28 protein-coding genes are annotated in these 22,260 nt (G+C 55.6%); 18 read left to right on the top strand and 10 right to left on the bottom strand.

Going from position 1 to position 22,260, the window contains the following annotated elements:
* Positions 1-135: 135 nt before the first annotated feature.
* Positions 136-861, top strand: coding sequence for an ATP-binding protein (locus IPM50_14090; GenBank protein QQS34538.1), 726 nt, complete (start codon positions 136-138; stop codon positions 859-861).
* Here IPM50_14090 and deoC read toward each other — a convergent pair.
* The 4 genes from deoC to IPM50_14070 form a co-directional block, all read right to left on the bottom strand.
* Entirely contained in the window at positions 855-1,658 is an 804-nt protein-coding gene (gene deoC / locus IPM50_14085; GenBank protein QQS34537.1) for a deoxyribose-phosphate aldolase, read from the bottom strand. The genes IPM50_14090 and deoC overlap by 7 nt on opposite strands.
* Before the next feature lie 71 nt (positions 1,659-1,729).
* Positions 1,730-1,963, bottom strand: a complete 234-nt coding sequence (locus tag IPM50_14080) for a CopG family transcriptional regulator (protein ID QQS32765.1) — start codon at positions 1,961-1,963, stop codon at positions 1,730-1,732.
* The gene (locus IPM50_14075; GenBank protein QQS32764.1) at positions 1,935-2,216 is read right to left on the bottom strand and encodes a BrnT family toxin; all 282 of its coding nucleotides are present in this window, start codon (positions 2,214-2,216) and stop codon (positions 1,935-1,937) included. Before IPM50_14075 ends, IPM50_14080 begins: the two co-directional genes overlap by 29 nt.
* Positions 2,217-2,283: 67 nt before the next feature.
* Positions 2,284-2,925 carry an RpiB/LacA/LacB family sugar-phosphate isomerase gene (locus IPM50_14070; GenBank protein ID QQS34536.1) on the bottom strand — a complete coding sequence of 214 codons (642 nt, stop codon included), beginning with the start codon at positions 2,923-2,925 and terminating at the stop codon, positions 2,284-2,286.
* 272 nt (positions 2,926-3,197) lie between these two features.
* On the opposite strand from IPM50_14070, the gene hpt reads away from it, so the two are divergent.
* From hpt to IPM50_14020, 10 genes are all read left to right on the top strand, one after another.
* On the top strand, positions 3,198-3,749 hold the full coding sequence (hpt, locus tag IPM50_14065) for a hypoxanthine phosphoribosyltransferase (protein ID QQS34535.1): 552 nt from the start codon (positions 3,198-3,200) through the stop codon (positions 3,747-3,749).
* 127 nt (positions 3,750-3,876) lie between these two features.
* Complete coding sequence (rplU, locus tag IPM50_14060; GenBank protein ID QQS32763.1) at positions 3,877-4,149, top strand: 50S ribosomal protein L21; 273 nt, start codon at positions 3,877-3,879, stop codon at positions 4,147-4,149.
* A gap of 4 nt (positions 4,150-4,153) precedes the next feature.
* The gene (gene rpmA / locus IPM50_14055; protein ID QQS32762.1) at positions 4,154-4,441 is read left to right on the top strand and encodes a 50S ribosomal protein L27; all 288 of its coding nucleotides are present in this window, start codon (positions 4,154-4,156) and stop codon (positions 4,439-4,441) included.
* Between the two features lie 337 nt (positions 4,442-4,778).
* Positions 4,779-4,934 carry a hypothetical protein gene (locus IPM50_14050; protein QQS32761.1) on the top strand — a complete coding sequence of 52 codons (156 nt, stop codon included), beginning with the start codon at positions 4,779-4,781 and terminating at the stop codon, positions 4,932-4,934.
* Between the two features lie 412 nt (positions 4,935-5,346).
* Positions 5,347-6,351 carry a GTPase ObgE gene (gene obgE, locus IPM50_14045; GenBank protein QQS32760.1) on the top strand — a complete coding sequence of 335 codons (1,005 nt, stop codon included), beginning with the start codon at positions 5,347-5,349 and terminating at the stop codon, positions 6,349-6,351.
* 10 nt (positions 6,352-6,361) lie between these two features.
* Complete coding sequence (nadD, locus tag IPM50_14040; GenBank protein QQS32759.1) at positions 6,362-7,015, top strand: nicotinate (nicotinamide) nucleotide adenylyltransferase; 654 nt, start codon at positions 6,362-6,364, stop codon at positions 7,013-7,015.
* Positions 7,015-7,455, top strand: coding sequence for a ribosome silencing factor (gene rsfS / locus IPM50_14035; protein ID QQS32758.1), 441 nt, complete (start codon positions 7,015-7,017; stop codon positions 7,453-7,455). Before nadD ends, rsfS begins: the two co-directional genes overlap by 1 nt.
* Positions 7,455-7,907: a 23S rRNA (pseudouridine(1915)-N(3))-methyltransferase RlmH gene (locus IPM50_14030; GenBank protein QQS32757.1), complete on the top strand. Its 453-nt coding sequence runs from the start codon at positions 7,455-7,457 to the stop codon at positions 7,905-7,907. Before rsfS ends, IPM50_14030 begins: the two co-directional genes overlap by 1 nt.
* A complete protein-coding gene (locus tag IPM50_14025) occupies positions 7,904-8,257 on the top strand; it encodes a TraR/DksA family transcriptional regulator (GenBank protein QQS32756.1) in 354 nt (117 codons plus the stop codon). Before IPM50_14030 ends, IPM50_14025 begins: the two co-directional genes overlap by 4 nt.
* A gap of 84 nt (positions 8,258-8,341) precedes the next feature.
* Complete coding sequence (locus tag IPM50_14020; GenBank protein ID QQS32755.1) at positions 8,342-9,004, top strand: ComF family protein; 663 nt, start codon at positions 8,342-8,344, stop codon at positions 9,002-9,004.
* Position 9,005: 1 nt separating this feature from the next.
* Here IPM50_14020 and IPM50_14015 read toward each other — a convergent pair whose 3' ends face one another.
* The 3 genes from IPM50_14015 to IPM50_14005 form a co-directional block, all read right to left on the bottom strand.
* The gene (locus IPM50_14015; protein QQS32754.1) at positions 9,006-11,039 is read right to left on the bottom strand and encodes a PQQ-dependent sugar dehydrogenase; all 2,034 of its coding nucleotides are present in this window, start codon (positions 11,037-11,039) and stop codon (positions 9,006-9,008) included.
* Positions 11,040-11,176: 137 nt separating this feature from the next.
* A complete protein-coding gene (tsaD, locus tag IPM50_14010; GenBank protein ID QQS32753.1) occupies positions 11,177-12,244 on the bottom strand; it encodes a tRNA (adenosine(37)-N6)-threonylcarbamoyltransferase complex transferase subunit TsaD in 1,068 nt (355 codons plus the stop codon).
* 23 nt (positions 12,245-12,267) lie between these two features.
* The gene (locus IPM50_14005) at positions 12,268-12,567 is read right to left on the bottom strand and encodes a DUF4286 family protein (GenBank protein ID QQS32752.1); all 300 of its coding nucleotides are present in this window, start codon (positions 12,565-12,567) and stop codon (positions 12,268-12,270) included.
* Between the two features lie 57 nt (positions 12,568-12,624).
* Here IPM50_14005 and IPM50_14000 point away from each other — a divergent pair, with 57 nt between their 5' ends.
* Together IPM50_14000 and IPM50_13995 are read left to right on the top strand one after the other, a co-directional pair.
* Positions 12,625-13,185 (top strand): sigma-70 family RNA polymerase sigma factor, encoded by a 561-nt coding sequence (locus tag IPM50_14000; GenBank protein ID QQS32751.1) that lies wholly within the window; start codon positions 12,625-12,627, stop codon positions 13,183-13,185.
* Between the two features lie 181 nt (positions 13,186-13,366).
* A complete protein-coding gene (locus IPM50_13995) occupies positions 13,367-13,747 on the top strand; it encodes a four helix bundle protein (protein ID QQS32750.1) in 381 nt (126 codons plus the stop codon).
* Here the strand turns inward: IPM50_13995 and IPM50_13990 are convergent.
* On the bottom strand, positions 13,744-14,007 hold the full coding sequence (locus tag IPM50_13990; GenBank protein QQS32749.1) for a hypothetical protein: 264 nt from the start codon (positions 14,005-14,007) through the stop codon (positions 13,744-13,746). The two genes, IPM50_13995 and IPM50_13990, sit on opposite strands and share 4 nt — an antisense overlap.
* A gap of 97 nt (positions 14,008-14,104) precedes the next feature.
* On the opposite strand from IPM50_13990, the gene IPM50_13985 reads away from it, so the two are divergent.
* The 4 genes from IPM50_13985 to IPM50_13970 all read left to right on the top strand — a co-directional run bounded on the left by IPM50_13985 (position 14,105) and on the right by IPM50_13970 (position 17,034).
* Positions 14,105-14,656 carry a hypothetical protein gene (locus IPM50_13985; GenBank protein QQS32748.1) on the top strand — a complete coding sequence of 184 codons (552 nt, stop codon included), beginning with the start codon at positions 14,105-14,107 and terminating at the stop codon, positions 14,654-14,656.
* Between the two features lie 143 nt (positions 14,657-14,799).
* Positions 14,800-15,051: a hypothetical protein gene (locus IPM50_13980; GenBank protein QQS32747.1), complete on the top strand. Its 252-nt coding sequence runs from the start codon at positions 14,800-14,802 to the stop codon at positions 15,049-15,051.
* Positions 15,051-15,503, top strand: a complete 453-nt coding sequence (locus tag IPM50_13975) for a type II toxin-antitoxin system VapC family toxin (GenBank protein ID QQS32746.1) — start codon at positions 15,051-15,053, stop codon at positions 15,501-15,503. The genes IPM50_13980 and IPM50_13975 overlap by 1 nt, the downstream gene beginning before the upstream one ends.
* A gap of 163 nt (positions 15,504-15,666) precedes the next feature.
* A complete protein-coding gene (locus tag IPM50_13970) occupies positions 15,667-17,034 on the top strand; it encodes a DUF4412 domain-containing protein (protein QQS32745.1) in 1,368 nt (455 codons plus the stop codon).
* A 12-nt stretch (positions 17,035-17,046) separates the two neighbouring features.
* Here IPM50_13970 and IPM50_13965 read toward each other — a convergent pair whose 3' ends face one another.
* Complete coding sequence (locus tag IPM50_13965) at positions 17,047-20,316, bottom strand: protein kinase (GenBank protein ID QQS32744.1); 3,270 nt, start codon at positions 20,314-20,316, stop codon at positions 17,047-17,049.
* A gap of 164 nt (positions 20,317-20,480) precedes the next feature.
* On the opposite strand from IPM50_13965, the gene IPM50_13960 reads away from it, so the two are divergent.
* Complete coding sequence (locus IPM50_13960) at positions 20,481-20,885, top strand: hypothetical protein (protein ID QQS32743.1); 405 nt, start codon at positions 20,481-20,483, stop codon at positions 20,883-20,885.
* Between the two features lie 8 nt (positions 20,886-20,893).
* On the opposite strand, the gene IPM50_13955 is transcribed toward IPM50_13960, so the two are convergent.
* Positions 20,894-21,724, bottom strand: a complete 831-nt coding sequence (locus IPM50_13955) for a M20/M25/M40 family metallo-hydrolase (GenBank protein ID QQS34534.1) — start codon at positions 21,722-21,724, stop codon at positions 20,894-20,896.
* Positions 21,725-22,260 lie beyond the last annotated feature (536 nt).

The raw sequence follows: 22,260 nt of genomic DNA, 5'->3' as shown, positions 1-22,260 counted from the left end.
GTTACAACATCGGCCGCGGGCGTTTCACGTTCGTGTTGAAAACAAACGCCCCGATGATATAATCCATTCCCGATGCCGCGAGAAAAGGACAAACGCCCCGACCTGAAAGCCGTACCGCCGCCGCCGGCTATCGAAATGCCGGAACCTGCTGACAACGTCTATTACGCGTGTGAAAAGTGCTTTGATACGGGTATGGAGGTCGTTCCCGGCTCAGGTGCCCGCAAATGCGAATGCCGCATTCGCGAGGCCGCGAAGAACGGCTTTCGCAATGTACGCCTGCCGAAACGCTACGACGGCTTTCATTTTCACAGTTACAAACCGCAGACCGTCTCGCAACAGGCTGCGTTCAAACTAGCGACGTCTTTTGCGATGGAATATCCGGCTGTTGATCGCGGGCTGCTATTTATGGGCAGCGTCGGGGTCGGAAAGACTCACCTTGCCGTATCCATACTAAAGGGGCTGACCGAACGTGGCTTTAAGTGTCTATTCTACGACCTCGGTTCCCTGCTCAAGGAAATTCAGGATTCGTATAATCCGGACACGCATGCCTCAGAGATGAGCGTGCTGTCGCCGGTGCTGAATATCGACGTGCTGGTACTGGACGAACTGGGAGCGACCAAGCCGACCGACTGGGTACGCGACACTCTGTCGAACATCATCACCAGCCGCTACAACGACAAAAAGACGACCATCATAACAACGAATTATCTGGATCAACGCCGCAGCGAACGCGACGAAACTCTGGAGGACCGCATCGGCACGCGGCTACGTTCGAGGCTGTTTGAGATGTGTAAGACGGTTGCGATGGACGGCCGCGACTACCGAAGGACTTTTGATCAGCCGAAAACGGCCGCTCAGTAGGACGTAGCGACAGAGGTCGTTTCGATGCCGCTGGCTTCCTGTGCGATCTTTACGCCGACCGAGGCACCGATCCTTGTCGCACCTGCCTCGAACATCGCACGGGCATCCTCAATTCCCTTCACGCCGCCCGAAGCTTTTACTCCCAAAGCCTTGCCGACCGTTCGCCGCATCAGAGCGACGTCGTTCGCAGTGGCTCCGCCTTTTGCAAAGCCGGTAGATGTTTTGACGAAATCCGCACCGGCGTTCTTAGCGGCGACGCAAGCACGGACCTTTTCGTCGTCGGTCAGCAACGCGGTTTCGATGATGACCTTGCAGAGTATGTGATTCTCGTGTGCGGCTTCGACGACGGCACGAATGTCGTCCTCGACCGCACAGTCGTCATTTGATTTCAGAGCACCGATGTTGATGACCATATCGACCTCGCGAGCTCCGTTAAAGATCGCACGGCGTGCCTCGTATGCCTTCACGTCAGGCAGCGTTGCGCCAAGCGGAAAACCGATCACGGTGCAGACCGGCACGCCGGAGCCCTGCAGGAACTCAGACGCACGTTTGACCCACGTCGGATTTACGCACACCGATGCGAAGCCGAATTGGCGGGCCTCGTCGCAAAGTTTGCGTATGTCGGCCTCGGCGGCCTCCGGCTTCAATAATGTATGGTCGATCAGCGAAGCCCAGTCGTGCGCCGTCGCGGTCTCGCCAAGCACGATGCCGATGCGTTCCGCACCCGCGTCAACGATCCGCTCCACATCAGCACGGCAAAACGTCGGGCAATATTCCTCGCCCGACAGCTTAGCCATCACCATATCGGTGATCTGCTCGATCAGTTGGTCGTAGTTTCCGTTTTGCATTTTAGGAAATCTCTTGTGATCTAAGCTTTCTGATTCATTACGTAAAGATCAAGCAACCGCCGTATCATTTTTTGATACTGAGTTCGATTCTTTGCTGCCTGTTCCTTGAAAAAATCTACGCTTTCGCGACTGAGTGACAAAGTAACTTTTACATTGTCCTCGCGAAAAACCAGATCTTCGGGCGGCGGCAAAAAATCCTTTATCACACGTATCTTGCCGATCGGCTCATTCGTGTATCCGTTGTTCCTTTTCATAGACCTTTTTTCCTTTCCGCCAATACCCTGCACCAATGATCCGGATCGAATTCTTCCGGTAGGTGAACCTGACGGTCATTATTCGTCCGGCAACATTACCAAAGCAATAGAACCGCGCCTCTTCGACGCTATGCTCCAAATCTTCGGCAATCACACGAAACGGATCGGAAAATGCAAACTGTGCCAGTCGGATCGAGACGCCGTGCTTTTCAATATTCTCATGCTCTTTTAGATCGTCCCATTCGAATGTCATTATAACCCAACGGCCAGCCTGATGGCAATATTTTTATCAATATAATAATATTGCTGTCCCGAGCGTTTTAACGTCTATATTCCCTGTCAATGTTATCAATTTTCGCGACGCGTTTCTGATGGCGTTCCTCGCCGATGCCGGTCGAGAGGAACGCTTCGACGATGGCTTTCATCTCTTCGAGCGAATTCTGCCCCGCGCCGAGCGTGAGGACGTTGGCGCCGTTGTGTTCGCGGGAATTGCGTGCGAGGGCTGTGTTGTAACACGCGGCAGCACGCACGCCGGGAACCTTGTTCGCTGTCATCGCACTGCCTATTCCGGCTCCGTCGATGATGATGCCGACCTCAGCCTGTCGGCCCGAGACGCATTTCGCGACCGCGTGTGCGATGTCGGGATAATCGACGGCGTCCTCGCTGTCAGTGCCGAAATCGCGGACGTTCAGCCCCAGATCCGCAAGGAACGCTTTGATCGCCTCTTTCGACCTGAAGCCGCCGTGGTCGGCGCCGACGGCGACCGAACGCACCTTCACTTCCGACCTTCGGGCAGCTTTTCGGATCAGCTCGATGCCGCGTTCCGCAATGATGTCGCTGGCGAGCGGCGTGAATTTGACGTTCTCGGCGACACGCACACGCGAGCCCGGTTCCAGGCCGCGGAGGTCATCTTCCGTAAGCAGCGATTTCGCAGATTCGTCGCGATCCCATTCGCGTTCCATCTTGTCACGCAGCGAATTGACGATAACGTGTTCGGTCACGGCCGCGGGTGCGGGCGTTGCCGTCTGCTCAGCAGGAACAGCGTCGAGGACCTGCCGGACGAGTTCGCGAATGCGGGCGCGGGTTTCGGTAGAAATATCTGCCATCAAAATTTGAGCGGAGTGCCGGCCGACTGCCATGCCGCAACCTTGAATTCCCGCCGTTAATCGAATAGTATTGCGAAAATCTCGATTCATCAAATCCGGTAAATACAATGCAGGCTGAAACAACGAAAATGGTGTCAGAATTTGCCAATCCGAACCTCGAAGTTCTCTATTCCGAGGAAGAGATACGCGACCGCGTCCGCGAAATGGGACGGCAGATCACAGAGGAATATTCGGGCAAAGAGCTTGTTCTTGTGGGCGTTCTGAAAGGCTCGTGCATTTTCCTCGCCGACCTGATGCGCGAGATAGACCTGCCGCTGTCGATCGACTTTATGTCGGTTTCCAGCTACAAGGACGGCACCGTTTCGACCGGCGACGTCGAGATATTGAAAGATCTGAGCAATCCCATCCGCGACAAACACGTCATCATTGTCGAAGACATCATCGACACGGGGCTAACGCTTTCGCGGCTGCTCGAGATCCTCGGCTCTCGCGGTGCTGCGTCGATACGGCTCGCGAGCTTCCTGGATAAACCCGAACCGCGTATCAAGAAGGAACTCAAGATCGACTACACAGGTTTTGTGATACCGAACCGCTTCGTCGTGGGCTATGGCCTGGACGCCGCGGGCCGCTACCGCAATCTGCCATTCATCGGCGTGGTCATCGATCCTTCGAAAGCTTGATACTGCCGCGATCACTCATTTGTTCTGTATCATCCGATCTTTCGGATTGACTGCCTTCGGCAGAATACTTTATAATCTGAGGTTTTCGACTGCGTCCCGTTTTGACGCGAGTTGATAGGAGCTAAGAATGAGCTACACAATCATCAGGACCGGCGGCAAGCAGTTCCCCGTCACTTCGGGCGATACGCTTCGCGTTCCGTCGATAGACGCCGAGGTAGGCAAATCAGTTGACGTCGAGACGCTTGTAAGCGGAGACAGTTTGGAAGCCGGCACGGTCAAGGCGACCGTCGTTTCGCACGGACGCGGCGAAAAGATCATCGTGTTCAAGAAAAAACGCCGTAAGCAGTACAAGCGTAAGCAGGGACACAGGCAAGGATTTACTGAAATAAGGATCGACTAGAGAAATGGCACATAAGAAAGGTGTAGGATCATCACGAAACGGCCGCGATTCAGCGGCACAGCGATTGGGGTTGAAGAAATTCGGCGGCCAACACGTACTCGGCGGCAATATTCTCGCTCGTCAACGCGGAACGAAGTGGAAGCCCGGCAACAACGTCGGCCGCGGCAAGGACGATACGCTGTTCTCGCTGATCGAAGGCATCGTTAAGTTCGAGGACAAAGGCCGCAGAGGTAAATTCATCAGCGTTTATGCTGAAGGAGCTCCGGAGCTCGCACCAAAGGCTGCGGCGTAACGGAAATTTCTGTTATCAGTTTTCTAAAGGGGCTTCAGATGAAGCCTCTTTTCTTTTTTTGTGTCGATAATGGCATCGGTTTTTGGAAGAGCGAGGGGTATTTTCGGCAGGTCATAAAATTTTTTTCACAAATTTTTCGTGCGCAAATGAATGGATGTTTCAGAGCCTAAACTTGAGGCGAACGCGTAAATATATGTGACAAAAGGGTTAACAAATTCGCTCGAATTTTTATCCACAGATCGGCTCAAAGTTATCCACAGATTTTGCACAAAAGCCCGTAAATAAAGGGCAATAGTTAAAGTACTTTCTACTTGACATAGTATTTTGGGGGTGTATTATGGTTATACAGTCAAGAACGCTTACGGGCATCTTGACCGGCACCGAGAGGTGGAGCAGATGCGGTGACGCATTGCTCGAGGGCAGAAGGAGCGGAAAGCCGCTGTCTGGTACGCTCGGAGCTGAAGCCGAAAGGCTTGCTAAGGACACCCGTTAGGGTGACCGAGTCGGTCGGATAAAAACGATCGACGCCAACAGAAGCTGATCACTCTGTAGGTGCAAAAGTCGCTCTTTTCTTCGGAAATGAGCCTCGTTGCCGGGAACGTAACCGGCGGTGGAGGAAAAGCCACCAAAACAAAAACCTAACGGCACCACGGCGTGAGAACGCCCGCAGCATGAGTAATCAAGTTGGGTGCTGACCGGTGAAGGCTCCCCGCAGAGCATCGTCGGGATACAAAATTCGCGGCAGCAGCGTGTACATGATGTTGCCGCAACCCTTTCTAAAGGTGTTTCGGCACCTGACGAGAGAAAAATGAAAGCGTCGAGATGAGCAATCGTTTCGACGCTTTCGTTCTTTTGCCTTCTGCATTGCCTCACCATTTCCTTTACACTTAAAAACAGAGTCAGCGATGTTCATCGACCGCGTAAAGATCAAAGTAAAGGCCGGCGACGGCGGAAACGGCGTCACGGCGTTTCGCCGTGAAAAATTCGTCCCCCGCGGCGGACCTTCGGGCGGCGACGGCGGCGTGGGAGGCAGTGTATGGATCGAAGCCGACGAAGGCCTGAACACGCTCCTGCATCTTCGCTACAATCCCGAGCACAAAGCAGAACGCGGCCGCCACGGCGAAGGTTCCAACCGATACGGCAAGGACGGATCCGACGCAGTTGTGAAAGTGCCGGTCGGGACGCAGGTTTTCGATGCGGAAAGCGGCGAACTGATCTTTGATATGGTCGAGGCCGGCCAACGCGAACTCGCGGCGAAAGGCGGCAAAGGCGGTTGGGGCAACGCACATTTTGCCACATCGACGCGGCAGGCACCGAAATTTCATTACAACGGACGCCCCGGCGAGGAAAAGGAACTGCAGCTGGAGCTGAAGCTGCTTGCAGACGTCGGGCTGGTCGGCTTTCCGAATGCAGGAAAATCCACACTTATCTCGGTGATCTCTGCGGCAAAACCGAAGATCGCAGATTATCCTTTTACAACACTGGAACCGAATCTTGGCGTTGTGGATATGGGCGACTATAAAACGTTCGTCGTCGCCGACATTCCGGGCCTGATCGAAGGTGCGAGCGAAGGCAGCGGACTCGGGCATCGATTTTTGCGGCATATCGAACGAACGAAATTGATACTGCATCTGGTTGACGTGTCGTCGTTCTCGGGCCGCGATCCGGTGAAGGATTATCGGATAATTAACAGCGAGTTGAAAAAATACGATGCGGAGTTAGCTGCCCGGCCGCAGATCGTGGTCGCGACAAAGATCGATTCGCTTGACGATCCCGAAAGGCTCGAGAGTTTGAAAAAGGCGGCCGCAAATGAAAAGCGGAGGTTTTTTGCGATCTCGTCAGCGACAGGAGAAGGTGTGAAGGAGTTGGTCCGTGCTGTTGGAAATTTGCTTTCAGCAGAGGAAGAGTAGCAATAGAAGCATGAAAAAACGGGCATTTTTCGGCGGAACGTTCGATCCTGTTCACAACGGGCACATTGCGATAGCGCACACTCTTTTGGATCAGTTCGATCTGGACGAGTTCGTTTTCATCCCTGCTTTTCACGCACCGCACAAGTCGCGCCTAAAGCCCACATCGGCGTATGACCGGTATGCGATGCTTTGCCTCGCGACCGAAGATGACGAACGCATCAGGGTCTCACAATTGGAATATGAAACGCCCGATGAACCCTATTCCGTCCAGACGCTGCCAAAGCTGAACGCGATGTATCCGGACGACCGCATCTTTTTTATCATGGGGGCTGACTCGTGGATGGACATCCTGACATGGCGCGAGTGGGAGAAAGTGCTCTCGCTGACAGATCATATCGTGGTAACCCGGCCCGGCCGCGAGATCGCTGCGGATCATGTCACCGAAGAGATACGCTCTCGCATCGTTGACCTGACAGGACCAGGCGGAAAGCAGTTCGCAGACATCGGCAACCCTGCAAAACACATCTATCTAACCGACCGCGTGAATATCGACATCTCGGCGACGGACATTCGGCATCGTGCCCGAAACGGTGATGACTCCTGGAAGAACGACGTCCCGCCGGGAGTTGCAAAATTCATAGAAAAATATCAGATTTATAAATAATGGAAAAAACCCAGGAGCAATCACTCACCCGCGAGACCGTTTCCCTGCAGATATCGCAAAAGCCCGTACAATTTGACGAACTTGACGATGCTCTTAGGCTCGCCATTCGGTGTGCGGCCGACAAGAAGGCAACGGACGTCGTTGTCCTCGACCTTCGCGGTATTGCAAGCTTTACAGAGTTCTTTGTCATAGCGAGCGGAAATAATCAGCGGCAAGTGCAGGCCATCGCGGACGAAATAAACGAAAAACTCAAGAAAGAACTCCAGGTGAGGGTCATCCGCGTCGAAGGCTACAATTCTGCGGAATGGGTGCTGCTGGATTACGGCGATTTCATTGTCCACCTTTTCAACGGCGAATCACGCGAGCACTATGACCTGGCCCGATTGTGGCGCGACGCCGCACGGGTCGAGCTGTCGCCGGAACTCGCCGGCAACTCCTGATGAGATTCACCTTCGTCTGGGTCGGCAAGACCCGAAACAAACACCTGCTGGCACTTCAGGAAGATTACCTCGCCCGTTTATCCAAATTCGCTGATTGCTCGATAGGTGAGGTCCGTGAATTCGCGTCGGCGAAACTGCGCGAGGACGAGGGCAAGCGCATTCTGGAAAAGCTGAGGCCGGGAACTTTCGTCTGCGTTCTGGACGAAAAGGGCAAGCAAGAGACATCGAAAGAGCTTGCCGGCCGGATTCAAGGTTGGCAGGAACGCTCGGTCCGGGACATCGTCTTCGTGATCGGAGGGGCAGAAGGCGTATCTGCGGCAGTTGCCGAAAGGGCTGATCATAGGCTATCCTTATCGTTTCTGACTTTTACCCACGAGATGGCTCGTGTGTTCTTGTTGGAGCAGCTCTACAGAGCATTTACGATACTAAAGGGGTTTCCGTACCAAAAATGAGTAAATTGAACCTAAAAGACATTAAACAAAGGCTGATCGAAGAACGAGAACTCCTCATACAAAAGCTGAACGACAATGACCTGTCGATAGACGATTCAGAAACGCCGGATCCGGTGGACCTGGCGGTACGCAATTATTCCAAGAACGTCATGCTTGCGGTTTCCGAGAATGAGAGCCGCCAATTGGCGATGATCGATCAGGCTCTCCGAAGGATCGAGGACGATGAATACGGCCCTTGCCAAAACTGCGGTGAGGCGATCAATCCAAAGCGGCTTGCGGCGATACCTTGGGCCCGTTTTTGCCTAAACTGTCAGGAATTGCAGGAACGCGGAGAGCTCGACGAAGAATAGTCAGCCACTCGGATGCTCTCCTCCCTTACCGACCCGATCCTTTCCTTTATATACCCTGCCAATTGCCTTTCCTGCGGACTTCGTGTGGAAAGATATTCAGACACGCCCGCGTGCAGAACGTGTTGGCAGGAAACTCACATAATTTCCGGCAGCGACCTGCTCTGTGCTCGCTGCGGCGTTCATTATGGGCCGCGTGAAACTGCGGACGAGGTATATTGCCGTAAGTGCGATGATCATCACTACGACCGGGCGTTCGCTGTCGGGCTCTACGAAAAGGCCCTAGCGGTGTCGGTCGTGCATCTGAAGGAAATACCGAAAGTTTTCTCAACGCTAAGTAGAGAGATAGAGAATGCCTTGGGCCGCACACCGCTGAGAGACATTGACCTGATCGTTCCGGTGCCTTTATCGCAGAAGCGGCGGCACGAACGCGGTTTTAATCAGGCGGAGCTGATCGCCGGCGTTTGCTCGAAGTTTTTGAGGATGCCTGTTGACGCTGTGAGCTTGCAGCGGATCATAGATACTCCGATGCACCGTTCGGGAATGGACGCAAAAGCCCGAGCCGCGAGTGTGGAAGGAGCCTTCGGCGTTGCAAGGCCAAAGCTGATATCTGGTGCGAAGATACTGCTTGTTGATGATGTGCTTACCAGCGGAGCAACGGCGTCCGGCTGTGCGGAAGTATTAAAGAATAACGGCGCGTGCTCGGTGACGGTATTCACCTTGGCACGCGCCGTCTTGTCTGATTTATAAACTACGGCCTGTCGAGCATCGGCACGGGAATGTCGCCCGGCAATCCCCACGATGCAGAAAAGGCGGTCGAGTTTGAGCTTCGAATGACCCACCAACTTCCGTTCGAAGGACGGTAGATAGCGACATCGTCGCGGCCGTCGCCGTCATAGTCGCCGACGGTCGGGATATCTCCGGCTGTTCCCCAACCTGCGTATTGGATCGTCGAATTGGAGCTTCTGAAAATGTACCAAACGCCGTTCGAAGGCCTGAAGACCGCAAGGTCCGTCTTGCCGTCGCCGTCGAAATCGCCCGGAGCCGGCACGTCGCCATCGGTTCCCCAGCCGTTTATCACGACCTGGCCGTTGGAACTGTTGATGCGGTACCAGGCACCGTTGGACGGACGCCAGACAGAAATGTCGAACTTCCCGTCGCCGTCATAATCCGCCGCAACGGGCACGTCGGTTGAAAGGCCGAATGAAGCGATCTTAACATCGTTGGTCTTCGACTGGTATATGTACCAGACGCCGTTGGACGGCCTGAAAAGCGCCAGATCGTCAATGGCATCTCCGTCGTAATCGCCCGGAACCGGAATGTCTTCGGCAAGACCCCAAATGGAGATGCCGACCGTGCCGTCGCTGCTCTTTATGTAATACCAATAACCTGTGGACGGACGGTAAACCGCGATGTCCACGATATTGTCGCCGTCAAAGTCGCCCGGGATCGGTATGTCCCCGGCAAATCCGAACTGCTGTGTCTTGACCGTACTGTTCGAGCTGTTGGCGATATACCAAACCCCATTCGAGGGGCGATAGACCGCGAGGTCCGTCTTTAGGTCGCCGTCCATGTCGGCTGACGCGCGTGCCCGGACGAGTTTGTCCACGATTCCTGAGCCCGACGTGACATAGACCTCGCCGTCCTCGTCCTGGCCGAACGAAGTGACCGTTCGGGGCAGATCGTGCAGCAGGGTTGTCGTCCCGCCGGTGGACCTCATCCAGATCTCGCCTGTGCAGTAATCGCCGTACGAATAAGCTCCGTCCGGAAAACTTCCCTGAGATCCGCGGTAAACATAGCCGCCCGTGATCGAGCAGCGGCCGCCTGTGTGAGTGTAGTCAAAGAGCGGTGCGATATAGTTCGAAGCGACACAAGGATCAGGGCCCAAGTTCGTACAGATCGAGCCTTCATAAATACGCCAACCGTAGTTGCCGCCTGCCACGTCGATGACGTTCACCTCTTCGCGGGAACCCTGGCCGACATCTGCTACCCAAATGATCGGCTGCGAAGCACGCGAGGCCGAGTCAAACGACCAACGCCACGGATTACGCAGGCCGATCGAATAGATCTCCTGACAGGTGGTGCCCGCCGTCGTACTGCCGTTGTCGCAGCGTGCCGTGCCGGCGCCCTGAAACGGATTTGTCGGCGGGATCAGATACGCAGGCGACGTGCTGTTCACATCGATACGGAGCATCTTTCCAAGCAGGAGCGAGCGGTTCTGTGCTCGGTTTCCGGGATCATTCGCAGAACCGCCGTCACCCATTCCGATGTACAAATAACCGTCCGGACCGAATTCGACCATCCCGCCGTTGTGGTTCGAGAAAGGCTGCGGGATGGTCATCAGTATGCGTTCGCTGTTTATGTTCCCTGTGTTCGAATTACCGTTGCCTGTCGTCGTCGTATATTCGGCGATGACCGTGGTAGTAGTGCCGACCTGGTTGTAATTTACGTAGAACTTGCCGTTAGTGGCGAAATTCGGGTGAAAGGTGAGGCCGAGAAGCCCGCGTTCATCACCTGTCGAGCCCGGCTGCACGCACTTGGAGCTCAGATTGATGAAATCGGTCGGAGTACTCGCACCGGGCTGGTACACGCGGATAAGGCCCGCCTGTTGGACGACGAAAATGCGCTTTGAGCCGTCGCCAGCACCGCGGACAAGGATGGGACGGCTGAGGCCCGTGGCGAAATTCTGAATACGCGAGGTATACGGAGCGGGCACACCCTGCCCGAACGCGGTCGCGGCGAAAAGCGTCAGTGCCGCGATCATCAGGATCGAAAGTTTTTTCATTACACAAATACTCCTAACCGAAATGCCATTGTAGATGGCGGAGAAACAAACAGAAAACAACTCAACTTGCGGAGGGTTGAAAGCGTTTTAACCTACTCCGCAATTTTAACGGCGCGCATGAGGAAATTGCAAGAACTTTACACTCTGTAACGAACCTTTCCTGCCGGCCGGACATCGCCCGAATTCTGCAGCCTCATTGTGACGTCTGCAGCCATATCGAGTTTGCCCTGTTCGCCTCGGGAAAGGTGAAAATGTCCTGCAGCGGCGATCATCGCGGCGTTGTCTGTCGAAAGATGTTTAGAGGGCAGATAAACAGGACAGCCGAGTTTGTTGCCCAAAGCCGCCGCGGCATCGCGAAGAACCGTATTACACGCCACACCGCCGGCAACGATGATGGTCTTTGGAGAGACCAGTTCCGAAACCTGCTCTAGTCGGGCGATCAGTGCTCCGACGACCGCCTTTTGAAAGCCCGCAGCGACGTCCTTGATCTCCTGCGAAACACTTGCCGGATCATCGGCGGGCTCAATTCCCTGCTCACGCACATAACGGACAACTGCGGTTTTCAGCCCGCTGAAACTGAGGTCAAGCGAGCCGTCAGAGATCTTTGCACGCGGGAATCTCGCTTTTGCTGCGTCTCCTTCGCGTGCGAGTTTTTCGATCACAGGCCCGCCGGGATAGCCGAGCCCGAGCATCTTTGCGACCTTGTCGAAAGCCTCGCCCGCCGCGTCGTCGCGAGTGCGCGACATCAATATATATTCGCCTTCTTCAGGCAGATGAAAAATATTCGTGTGGCCGCCCGAGACGATCAGCGCGACAGCGGGATATTCCACGGGCGGATTTTCGAAGTTGACGGAATAGACGTGGCCTTCGATGTGGTTCACGCCGACGAACGGAATACCGCGCGCGAATGCGAGCGCTTTTGCATAACAAACGCCGACCATCAGCGAGCCGATCAGTCCGGGACCTTGCGTAACGGCGACGGCATCGATGTCGTCGAGTGTCACGCCTGCGGCATCGAGAGCTTCATTAACAATGGGATCGATCTTGTTGAGATGTTCGCGGGACGCAAGCTCGGGGACGACGCCGCCCCACGGTTTGTGGAGTTCTATCTGCGAGGAGATTATCGACGACAGCATTTCCCGCCCGTCGCGAACGACAGCGGCGGCGGTTTCATCGCAAGAACTTTCTATCCCGAGCACCAGCACACTTTAATTCTATCAAACTGTGCTCACGGTGCGTCGAATCGCACGACCGCGTCCCAGATCTCGCGTGTGGCGACGACGCCGTCGGGAAAGTGTTCGGCGAAATCGGTGCGGAGCCGCTCGGAGTCGTTCGCAAGATAGTTTTCGAGAGCTTCGCGATCGAAAGCCTCGTAGATCGTCCTGCGGCGTTCACCGTCGCTATAGAATGTCGCACCCGCGAAATAGCCCGTCGCGATCACCTCGGCGATATGCTTGTCGAGCATATACGCCTCAAAACGCTCCATCGCGTCGGCAGGAACCATCACTGAAACTTCGTAGCTCACCATATTCGCCTCCGGAAAATGCGAAATTCCCGCATCGGGCGTAGAATAACTCTGTTCGCTATGGAAACGCACGCCGTGACAGGTCTTTTGGTGGAATTGTCGAAGGGCAACCGCGACGTCCTGGACGAACTCCTGCCGCTCATCTACAACGAACTCAAACGCATCGCCGCCGGCTACTTACGCAACGAACGCTCCGGCCACACGCTGCAGCCGACGGCGTTGGTCAACGAAGCCTATCTGAAAATGATCGACATCACGCAGGTGTCGTGGCAGAACAAGGCACACTTCATCGGCGTCGCCGCGAATCAGATGCGGCGCATACTCGTCGATCACGCACGCCGCCACAACGCCGAAAAACGCGGCGGCGAATTCCACATCCTCACGCTCAACGAAGAGATCGACAAGGCCGACGAAGAAGCAGCGGAACTTGTCGAACTCGACGACGCCCTCAACGAACTCGCAAAGATGGATCCCGTCAAAGCCCAGATTGTCGAACTCCGCTATTTCGGCGGCCTGACGATGGAAGAAGCCGCCGAGGTCCTCGGCGTGTCCGTGATCACAGTAAAACGCCACTGGAAAATGACAAAAGCGTGGCTGTACGGACGACTTGTTAAACAGTAGCAGTAGCAGGAGCAGGAGCAGGGGCAGACGCAGGGGCAGACGCAGGGGCAGGAGCAGGGGCAGACGAAGGGGCAGGAGCAGGAGCAGGGGCAGGAGCAGGAGCAGGAGCAGGAGCAGGGGCAGACGCAGGGGCAGGGGCAGACGCAGGGGCAGGGGCAGGGGCAGGAGCAGAAATTGAATTATGGAGAATCAGGCAGGGCATCGAGGGTTAAAGGTATATCAGTTGTCGTATCAGCTTGCGATGGAGATCTTTTTCCTTTCGCGTTCGTTTCCTAAGGAAGAAACCTACTCTCTAACCGATCAGATCCGACGTTCGTCTCGCTCCGTCCCTGCAAATATTGCTGAGGCGTATCGAAAACGCCTTTACCCCAAACATTTTGTCAGCAAGCTCAGCGACGCTGACGGCGAAGGCTCCGAAACACAAGTTTGGCTCGAGACGTCTCGGGACTGCGGCTATATCACCAAAGAAAAATGCTCAGAACTGATAACCCGCTACGAAGAGGTCGGCAGAATGCTAGGAGGAATGATCGCCAACCCCGAGCGCTTTCTACCAAAATACTAACCTGCTTCTACTCCTACTCTCGCTCCTGCTCCTGCTCCTGCTACTGCCACTGCTCCTGCCACTGCCACTGCTCCTGCCACTGCCACTGCTCCTGCCACTGCCACTGCTCCTGCCACTGCCACTGCTCCTGCCACTGCCACTGCTCCTGCCACTGCCACTGCTCCTGCTACTGCCACTGCTACTGCCACTGCTCCTGCCACTGCCACTGCTCCTGCCACTGCCACTGCTCCTGCTACTGCCACTGCTCCTGCTACTGCCACTGCTCCTGCCACTGCTCCTGATACTTTTTCTGGTCGATTCTCGCCTTACGTGTGACGGACAGCTTGGTCCGCACTTCATACAAAAGGAGAGACCGTAATGATAAATCACATTTCAATAGGCGTTAACGAACCTGAAAAGGTCGCGAATATTTTGGCAGAACTTTGGGGCGGTGTTGCGATGCCGTTTCCGCCGAGCCCCGGCGGATGGCTGGCGTTCGCTGACGACGGCCGCGGGACGATGGTGGAGGTGATACCGAACGGAACTCAGCTTGTTCCGGGCGAAGGCCTGCCGGACGAAGCAACATTCAGCCGTGACACCATCACCGACGATCACGAAGCGATGTTCGTGCCGACCGAGGAATCCACGCTTTTCGGTTCGGTTCACCTGAACATCAATTCCCCGCTCGACGAGGCGTCCATCAAAGCCATCGCCGAACGCGAAGGCTGGCGATGTTTCACGGCGAATCGCGGCCGCGGGCTGTTTCAGCTGATCGAGCTTTGGATCGAGAACCGCTTCATGGTCGAGGTGAACACGCCCGAAATGACGCAGGTTTATGTCGAGACCGTCACACCGGAAAACTGGGCCGCGTTCCTGAATATGCCGCTGCCGCCGAAATATGCGGACAATTATGCAGGCGTGATCGGCTAAACGCACTTCACAATTCCTGTCGAGAGCACCCCAAATACAGCCGGAGCCGAGTCGATCTCGCTCCGGCTCTTCGATTTTGCAACTTCATAAGCTGGTCTCAAATGAATAATTTGATGATATTATCTAAGAAGGAGAATTTTGCTATGCAGGTCACAATTGATTTTGATCCGAGAACAATTTCGCTTATCAACAGAGCGAAAGAATTAGGCATTTCGGTCGACGAGGTCATTCAAAAAGCTCTCGATGAGACCACCTTGAAGAGCCTAACTCAACATCAACTTTCACCACAAGCATGGACAGAATCGCTCAGAAACTGGACCAAGCAGAGCAAAATTACGACCAGTTTGCCCGATGGATCGCTCCGCCGTGAGAATATTTACGAAGATCGAAATTGATGCGGGTCTTGGTTGATACAAACATTCTTGTCCGCATTCTCGAACCCTCCAACCGGCTTCACAGTGCCGCAGTTGAGTCGCTGGCTAAACTTCGTAACGATGGCGACCTCTTATATATTGTGCCCCAGAACTTGGTTGAGTTTTGGGCGATCGCGACCCGTCCGCTCGAGGCAAATGGGCTAGGCCTCGACACCTCTACTGCTAAGGTTCAAATTGACATGATCAAGCTGCACTTTCCCCTACTTAATGAGAACGAAACTCTTTATGATAAGTGGGAAGAGTTGGTTGTTGCTCATCAAGTGAAGGGAAAGGCCACTCACGATGCACGGATCGTGGCGGCAATGCTCGCGAATAGCCTCGATACCATCCTGACATTCAACGTAGCCGATTTTCATCGCTACGCATCAGCGATCACGATCATTTCACCATTGGATATGGTCGAACCAATCTGATCCTACGCCGCTGATACCAAGCTCACCACGTCGTTTCCCTTCCTCGTTGTCGGTCCATTGATACTTTTCTTGGCTTCTCATCGCCTTACAATGTGACGGCTTACGGCCGCGAGTTTATACGAAAGGAGAGTTCATAATGAAACGCAATATTATTTTGACGACTATGTTGATTTTGGTAGCGGCGAGCGTGGCGTTTGCTGACGTTAAGATCAAAACTAGGCAGACCATGAGAGGGCAAACGTCCGAAAGCACGGTCTATTTCAAAGGCAAACGCCAGCGGACGGAATCGTTCGGAGGCATCGTTTCGCTGACGATGTGCGATCTGGGCCGCGACGTGCAGATGAATCCGTCGGCAAAGACCTACACGATCTCGCATTACGAAAGCAGCGGCGTGCCGACGGCGAATGTTTCGGGCACCGCAGCTCCGGCGACGAAAGGCGGGACGATGTTCGTTACAACAACGACACGCGACACCGGCGAGCGGCAGGAAATGTTCGGCTATACGGCTCGGCATATCATTCAGACGATTGAAATGGAATCGTCCCCGGACGCCTGCAACCCGACGAAAACAAAAATGGAAATGGATATGTGGGTGATCGACGCCGAGTTCGGCATCGCGTGCACACAGGACGTGCAATATCGCAATTTCGCCCGCGGAAAGAACGGCGGCTGCACCGATAAGGTCGTTTCGAAGAGTAACGGAAGCGGCAAGACAGGCTATCCGCTGCTGCAGAAGATGACATTCTACGGCGACGACGGAAAACCCGGCAATACAATGACCAGCGAGGTCGTCGAGCTTTCACGAGGGACGCTGAACGCTTCGCTTTTTGAGGTGCCTTCGGACTATCGCGAGGTGAACGACGCATCGCAGCTTTACGCCGGCGTAGTTTCCGGTATGCCGTCCGTCGATCTAACGAAGCAGACGAAAACCTCGGCACCTGCTATGACCGTTTCCGATCCGCCGTCTGATAATTCCATCGGCGAAAAGAAACCCGGCACCGTCCGCATCGGGCTTGTCGTAAAGACCGGCTCGGTCGGCGAGAATATCACTTCCGCTGACCTCGCCGCGGCCGTAAAACACACATTCACGGGCATATTTGCCGGCACAAAGGTCGAAATTGTGCCGCTGCAGGCTCAGCTTGCCGCCGCCGTTTCCGGCGAAGCACGCGAGAAAGAGTGCGACCTCGTGCTGACAGCGACCGCCTCGCACAAGAAAGGCGGCGGAGGTTTCGGGTTTGGGAAAATGCTCGGCTCGGTCGTCAGCCAAACCGGCATCGGACATACCGGTTCAGTTGTCGGAAACATTGCGGGTCAGATGGCGACCGCGGCGATCGTTTCCGCGGCGTCGATGTCGGGAAATGTAAAAGCGAAGGACGAACTGACGATGGATGTTTCGCTGCTGACGCTGTCGGACGGCCGCACGGCTCTGGCAAAACAATTCAAGGCGAAAGCATCGTCAGACGGCCAGGACATCATCTCGGCGGTGATCGAACAGGCAGCCAACGCTATCCTTTCTGTCGTCGAAAAATAGAGTTTGAGCGGGCTAGCGTTCGATCGCGATAGCCCGCTCAATTACTTCCATCAGTTTGATCACGATCCTGTCAGAATCGCTGCGAAATTGTTCCTGCTTGTCAGCATAGGTCATGCTCATCATGCTCTTTCTGTCGGCGACACGGGTCACTTCTGTCCGCAGGACGAGCTCGTTCCCGTCGCGTGTCAGCGTCGTGCTGCAGACGAAAGACGCACCGAGGTCCTTGCCCTCCTGCACCAAAGATACGCTTTTGCCGTCGATGACCGCGGGGGCAACATTGGGAACCACCACGCCGTTCGCGGTGTGAGATAGCCGCTCGACGACCGCGGCCTGAACGATCCGCAGCACTTCGTCATTTGCCGCATCGCCGGTGAGGTTTGCGAAAGGCAGCACGGCGATCTTGCCGCTTTGTTCGGCAACAGGAACCATGCGGCGGTCAGAGAACGAAACAGAAAGGATGCCGCTGAAGTAAGCCGCCGCTATGAAAGCACTGAGCATAGTGGCAGCAACAGCGCGTTTGAACCAGCTCTTCCTGTGTATAGGAACGGGAACGCCGCCGGTGGCCGGATCTTCAGCCAGCAGAGTAACCGCGGCGTCGAAAGGGACGGACGTTCGAGCCGCCGAACCGCCTGTCGCGACGGAGTAGTCGATCGGCAGGCCCATTCTGTTTAGAAGATCGGTGTATCGAGGATCGTCGGCCAACCGCCGCAGCTTCGGCTCGGTCTGCCACCAGATCATCCACGGATCGTGCTCTTCGAAAGCCTTTTCGAAATTCGCAAATGCCTCGTCATACTCGCCCAATGCTGCGTGGGCGATGCCGAGAAAGTAGGGCTTTATATGGCCCACCTTTGCGGCCTCGTGCATTTTGTCCAGGACACCTCTCGATTCATCGCGATGTCCGGCCTCAGCGTAAACGACTGCCTGATTGAACCAGACAAGCGGAGAATCCGGCATCAGCTCGGCCGCACGGTCGATATTTGCGATGGCTTCTTCGGCTCGGCCGAATTCGCACAGCACGAACGCACGCTGAATGTGCCCCTGCGGATAATTCGGGTCGATACGTATGATCTCTTCGGCCTTTTCGAGCGCGCGATGAAAGTCATGTGCCTGATAGTGCAGCCACGTGCCGAGCGTTTTCGCACGCAGCGAAAGCGGATCAAGCTCCTCCGCACGGTCGCTCATCTCGATGCCTTCGCGCGTCCTGCCGACGCCGATCAGAACTGATCCGTACCATTCCCAACCTTGAGAGTAATGCGGCCGGAGTTCGAGCGAGCGTTTGAAGAGCTTTTCCGATGCGGCGAATTCGAAGCGGTTCTTTACGAGCAACGCCATGGTCGCATACGCTTCGCCGAGTTCGGGATCGATCTCGAGAGCACGGCGTGCCGCTGCCTCGGCAAGAACCTCAGCCTCCGCCGAAGGCACGATGCCGTAGATCGCCGCCCAAATATAGAAATCCGCAATGCCGACGTGAGCAAGGGCATAATTCGGATCGATCTCGATGGCCCGGTTGTAGGATTCAATGACCTTTTCAAACGACTGTGCCGTGAATTGATTCCAGTAGAAACGGCCTTTCAGATACGCCTCAAATGCACGCGGGTCGTCGGTGCCGCGTTTGGAAAAGGTTTTTCGCTCGGCACCTGTCAAATGCGGCAGGAGCGACGCGACGACCTGAGCCGAAATGGCATCCTCTAGGTCGAGAACGTCATTCATTTCCTCATCAAAATGCCCGGCCCAGATAGCGGTTCGCGTCTTGACGTCGAGAAGCTGCAGCGAGACACGCAGCCGTTCCGAAAAATGCCGTATGCGGCCATCGACCACGAAATCGACACCAAGTTCCTCGCCCGCACGCAGCGGGTTAACGGGCTCGTCGCCGTAACGCGTGATGGAACTTGTGGGCCTCACCGTGAGCTGCTTCATTCCGGCAAGCCGCGTAATGATAGCGTCGGCAAGTCCGATGGTCAGATACGCGTCATCGGTAGAACTGAGGTGTGACGGGCCGAGGAAACTGAGCGGCAAAACTGCGACGAGCTTGCCCCCGGCGGCGGAATTATCGACACGAGAGGCCGGCCGCACCTGAGCAGGAGCCCCAACCGAAACCTTCTCGCCGACCAAATACCTCTCAATATCGGCGCGTAATTCCGCGACCGACGTATAACGTTCGCTGGGAGCTTTTCCTAATGCCTTTGCGATGATGTTATCCGGATCGTCTGTGAGTTTTTGCGGCAACGACTGCTCGGTCTCACCTCGAACTGCTGCGATCTCCTCAGGTTTTGAAGCGGCTGCATTGGGCCGGCGCACAGCCGGAAAACCCGAGTTGGGCGAGACGGCCTCGCTGGCCAGCGGGATATGCTCGTCGCAGATCGCCTTTGCAATATCGTGCGGGTTTCGGCTCAGCGTTCGATAAGGCCGCCGGCCTGTCAGTAGTTCAAACAGCAGAACACCGAGGCTGTAAACGTCGGTCGCGTATGTCACTTTGTCGCCGCGAACCTGCTCGGGACTTGCGTAATCGACCGTCATCATACGCAACGCCGTCGCGGTCGGCTGCAGTGTATCTGACGCCATTTCGGGATCTAGGAGTTTTGCAATTCCGAAATCAAGAAGCCGCGGATTCCCGTCACCTGCGATGAGGATATTCGATGGCTTCAGGTCGCGATGGATGACCAGTTTGCTGTGGGCGTATTCGACCGTCTCGCAGATCTTTGCGAATAGCCGCAGACGGTCATCGATGGAGAGTTTTTCGGCGTCAGCGTATTCATGCAGCGGCTGGCCTTCGATGTATTCCATCACGAAATACGGCCTGCCGTCGTCTGTCGTACCGCCGTCGATGAGCCGCGTGATGAACGGATGATCGAGAGCGGCAAGGATCTGGCGTTCGTTGCGAAAACGCCGCAGGACGAAATCGGTATCGACGCCGCGTTTGACCACCTTGACTGCGACACGCTGACGATACTCGCCGTCGGCCCGCGACGCCTCATAGACCGCGCCCATGCCGCCGCGGCCGATCTCGCGTTCGATGCGGTAACGTCCAACGACCTTGCCGGTCAGCGGATCTTCGTCACTGTCGTCCATCAGCGACGCAAGTACGCTGCCGCGCGTGCTGCCCGCAAGCGGCTGCGAGATAAAGCTGTCGGATTCTTCGTATTGCCGCAGCAGCTTTTCAACTTCGGAACGCACGCCGTCGTCCGGGCACGCTCGGTCGAGATAACCGCGGCGAACCTCGCCCTCAAGCTCGGAAGCCTCGAGGAAGATAGCTTCGATCTGCTGCCAACGTTCGGGATCCATATGTCGCCTGCGGCAAAATCAGTGTTACGTCGTGCAATTCTATATTGTTCGCTCTGCTAAATCCAAGATAAATTCTGATGCACCTTGACAGAGGGCCAAAATGGTAATAAAACGGGGACATTCTCTTTTTCAGGCGGGACTTTCTTCTTTAGGAGGCAGACAATATGGGACGTAAGTTTCTTGCGGTCATCGTAGCTATGATCGTGGCTTGGGCGATCATCATGATCTCTCAAATGCTCAATGTGGTATTTGTTAAACCGCCAGGCACTGAGGTGATGGCCGACCCGGCAAAATTGAACGAATTCATCTCGGCAATGCCTGCGTCGGCCTTCGCGGTCGTGCTGATAGGCTATGCAGTGGCGGCATTCGCTGGCGGGTTCATCGCGACCAAGATGGCGCGGAATGTCGGCGGCGGATTTGTCGAATCCATCGTAGTAGCAGCCCTGCTGGAACTCGGCGCGATACTGAATTTCTTCGTGATGATGCCGGGACAGCCGATGTGGTTCGTCATCGCATCGCTCCTGTGCTTTTTCCCGCTGGCACTGTTGGGGCACAGGCTGGCGAGGTAGATTGGCAGCTACGGCTTCATTCCATCGTTCCAGGCCGGGCGGAAGTCGCTGTTTACGAGCCAGTTGATGGGCGCGACCATCGAATTTATCGACTTGGTCATATGAGCGAAATCAATGGTTTTGTTTTCGTCGGTCACCTTATGATAATCGGTGTGCAAGCCAAAGCTCGAGACCGTGTGGGCGACGATGCCCTGCCGAGCGAGCGTGAAATTGTCGGACCGCTGGAAGAAATTCTGGTCAGGATGTGGGTCAGCGACGAGTTTGGCACCGCGTTTTGCGAGTTCCGGGCCGAGATTTGACCTCTCATATCCAGTCAACCACAGCTCGTCGGGCTTCACTTTGGCGTCAGGCCGTCCGATCATCTCGAACTGCAGGTTCGCGATCAACTTATCTTTCGCGAACGGCAGGTTATCGACGAAATGCCGCGACCCGAAACCGCCCGCTTCCTCGCTGCCGTATGCGACGAAATAGACCGTGCGTTTCGGCCGTTTACCGACCGCCATCACACGTGCCAGCTCGATCACCGCAACCGTACCCGACGCGTCATCGTCCGCACCATTAAATATCTTGTCGTCGCCCGGCGTGTTCTCCCGCACGCCCAAATGATCGAGGTGCGAGCTCAAAACGACGACCTCCGAGGCAAGCCTGGCGTCCGTTCCGGTGATCTTCCCGATCGCGTTCCATGTGAATTGGTCGTTCGGCGGTGCAAGCTGGCCGCCAAACTCAACAGGCGTGCCGTCCGGCATCGCCGCGATCGCGTCCGCCGTCGCTTTGCTGACGACGATCATCACCGCAGGTTTGGCGTTTGACGCAGTGAACACAGGCATTCGCGAACCCATCGCCGCCCAATTTGCACGCCACTGCGGCGTCTCTTCGAGCAGAACGATCGCGACGCCCGAGCCCGTCAGGGTCATTGCACGCTGCATCATCGCCCGTTGGTCCTCGCCCTCTCGCGGCCGCATCAAATACGCCGAACCCGCGTTCGGCACGCCGTGATTGAGCGGTGCTCTCGCCGCCCCGACGTTCGTCCGCCAAACCAACATCTCACCGCCGTGCGTCAGCGTCGTATCACCGATCTTCACCGTCGGGCTCGCCGCAAACGACCGCCGTGCGATCGTGATCGTCTGCACAAAGCTCGGCTTGCCGCCCCAACCGTTGTCGCCAGCCGGTTCAAGCCCGAATTGCATGAATTGCGACCCGACATACTCCGCCGCGATGCGCTCAAACGCCGTCCCGCTGCCGCGTCCCTGCATCGCGTCACCCGCCAGAAACTCCATTCCGGCACGAACGTGACGCTCAAGCACGGAGTTGGTTTTCGCCGTCTGTCCAAAGGCCGAGAAGGTGAAAACTATGATTAGAACCGCCGCGACCAGCG

The organism is Acidobacteriota bacterium, assembly GCA_016700075.1.
In the GTDB taxonomy this organism is placed as follows: Bacteria; Acidobacteriota; Blastocatellia; order Pyrinomonadales; family Pyrinomonadaceae; genus OLB17.
This window is presented reverse-complemented; position numbering and strand designations above follow the sequence as displayed.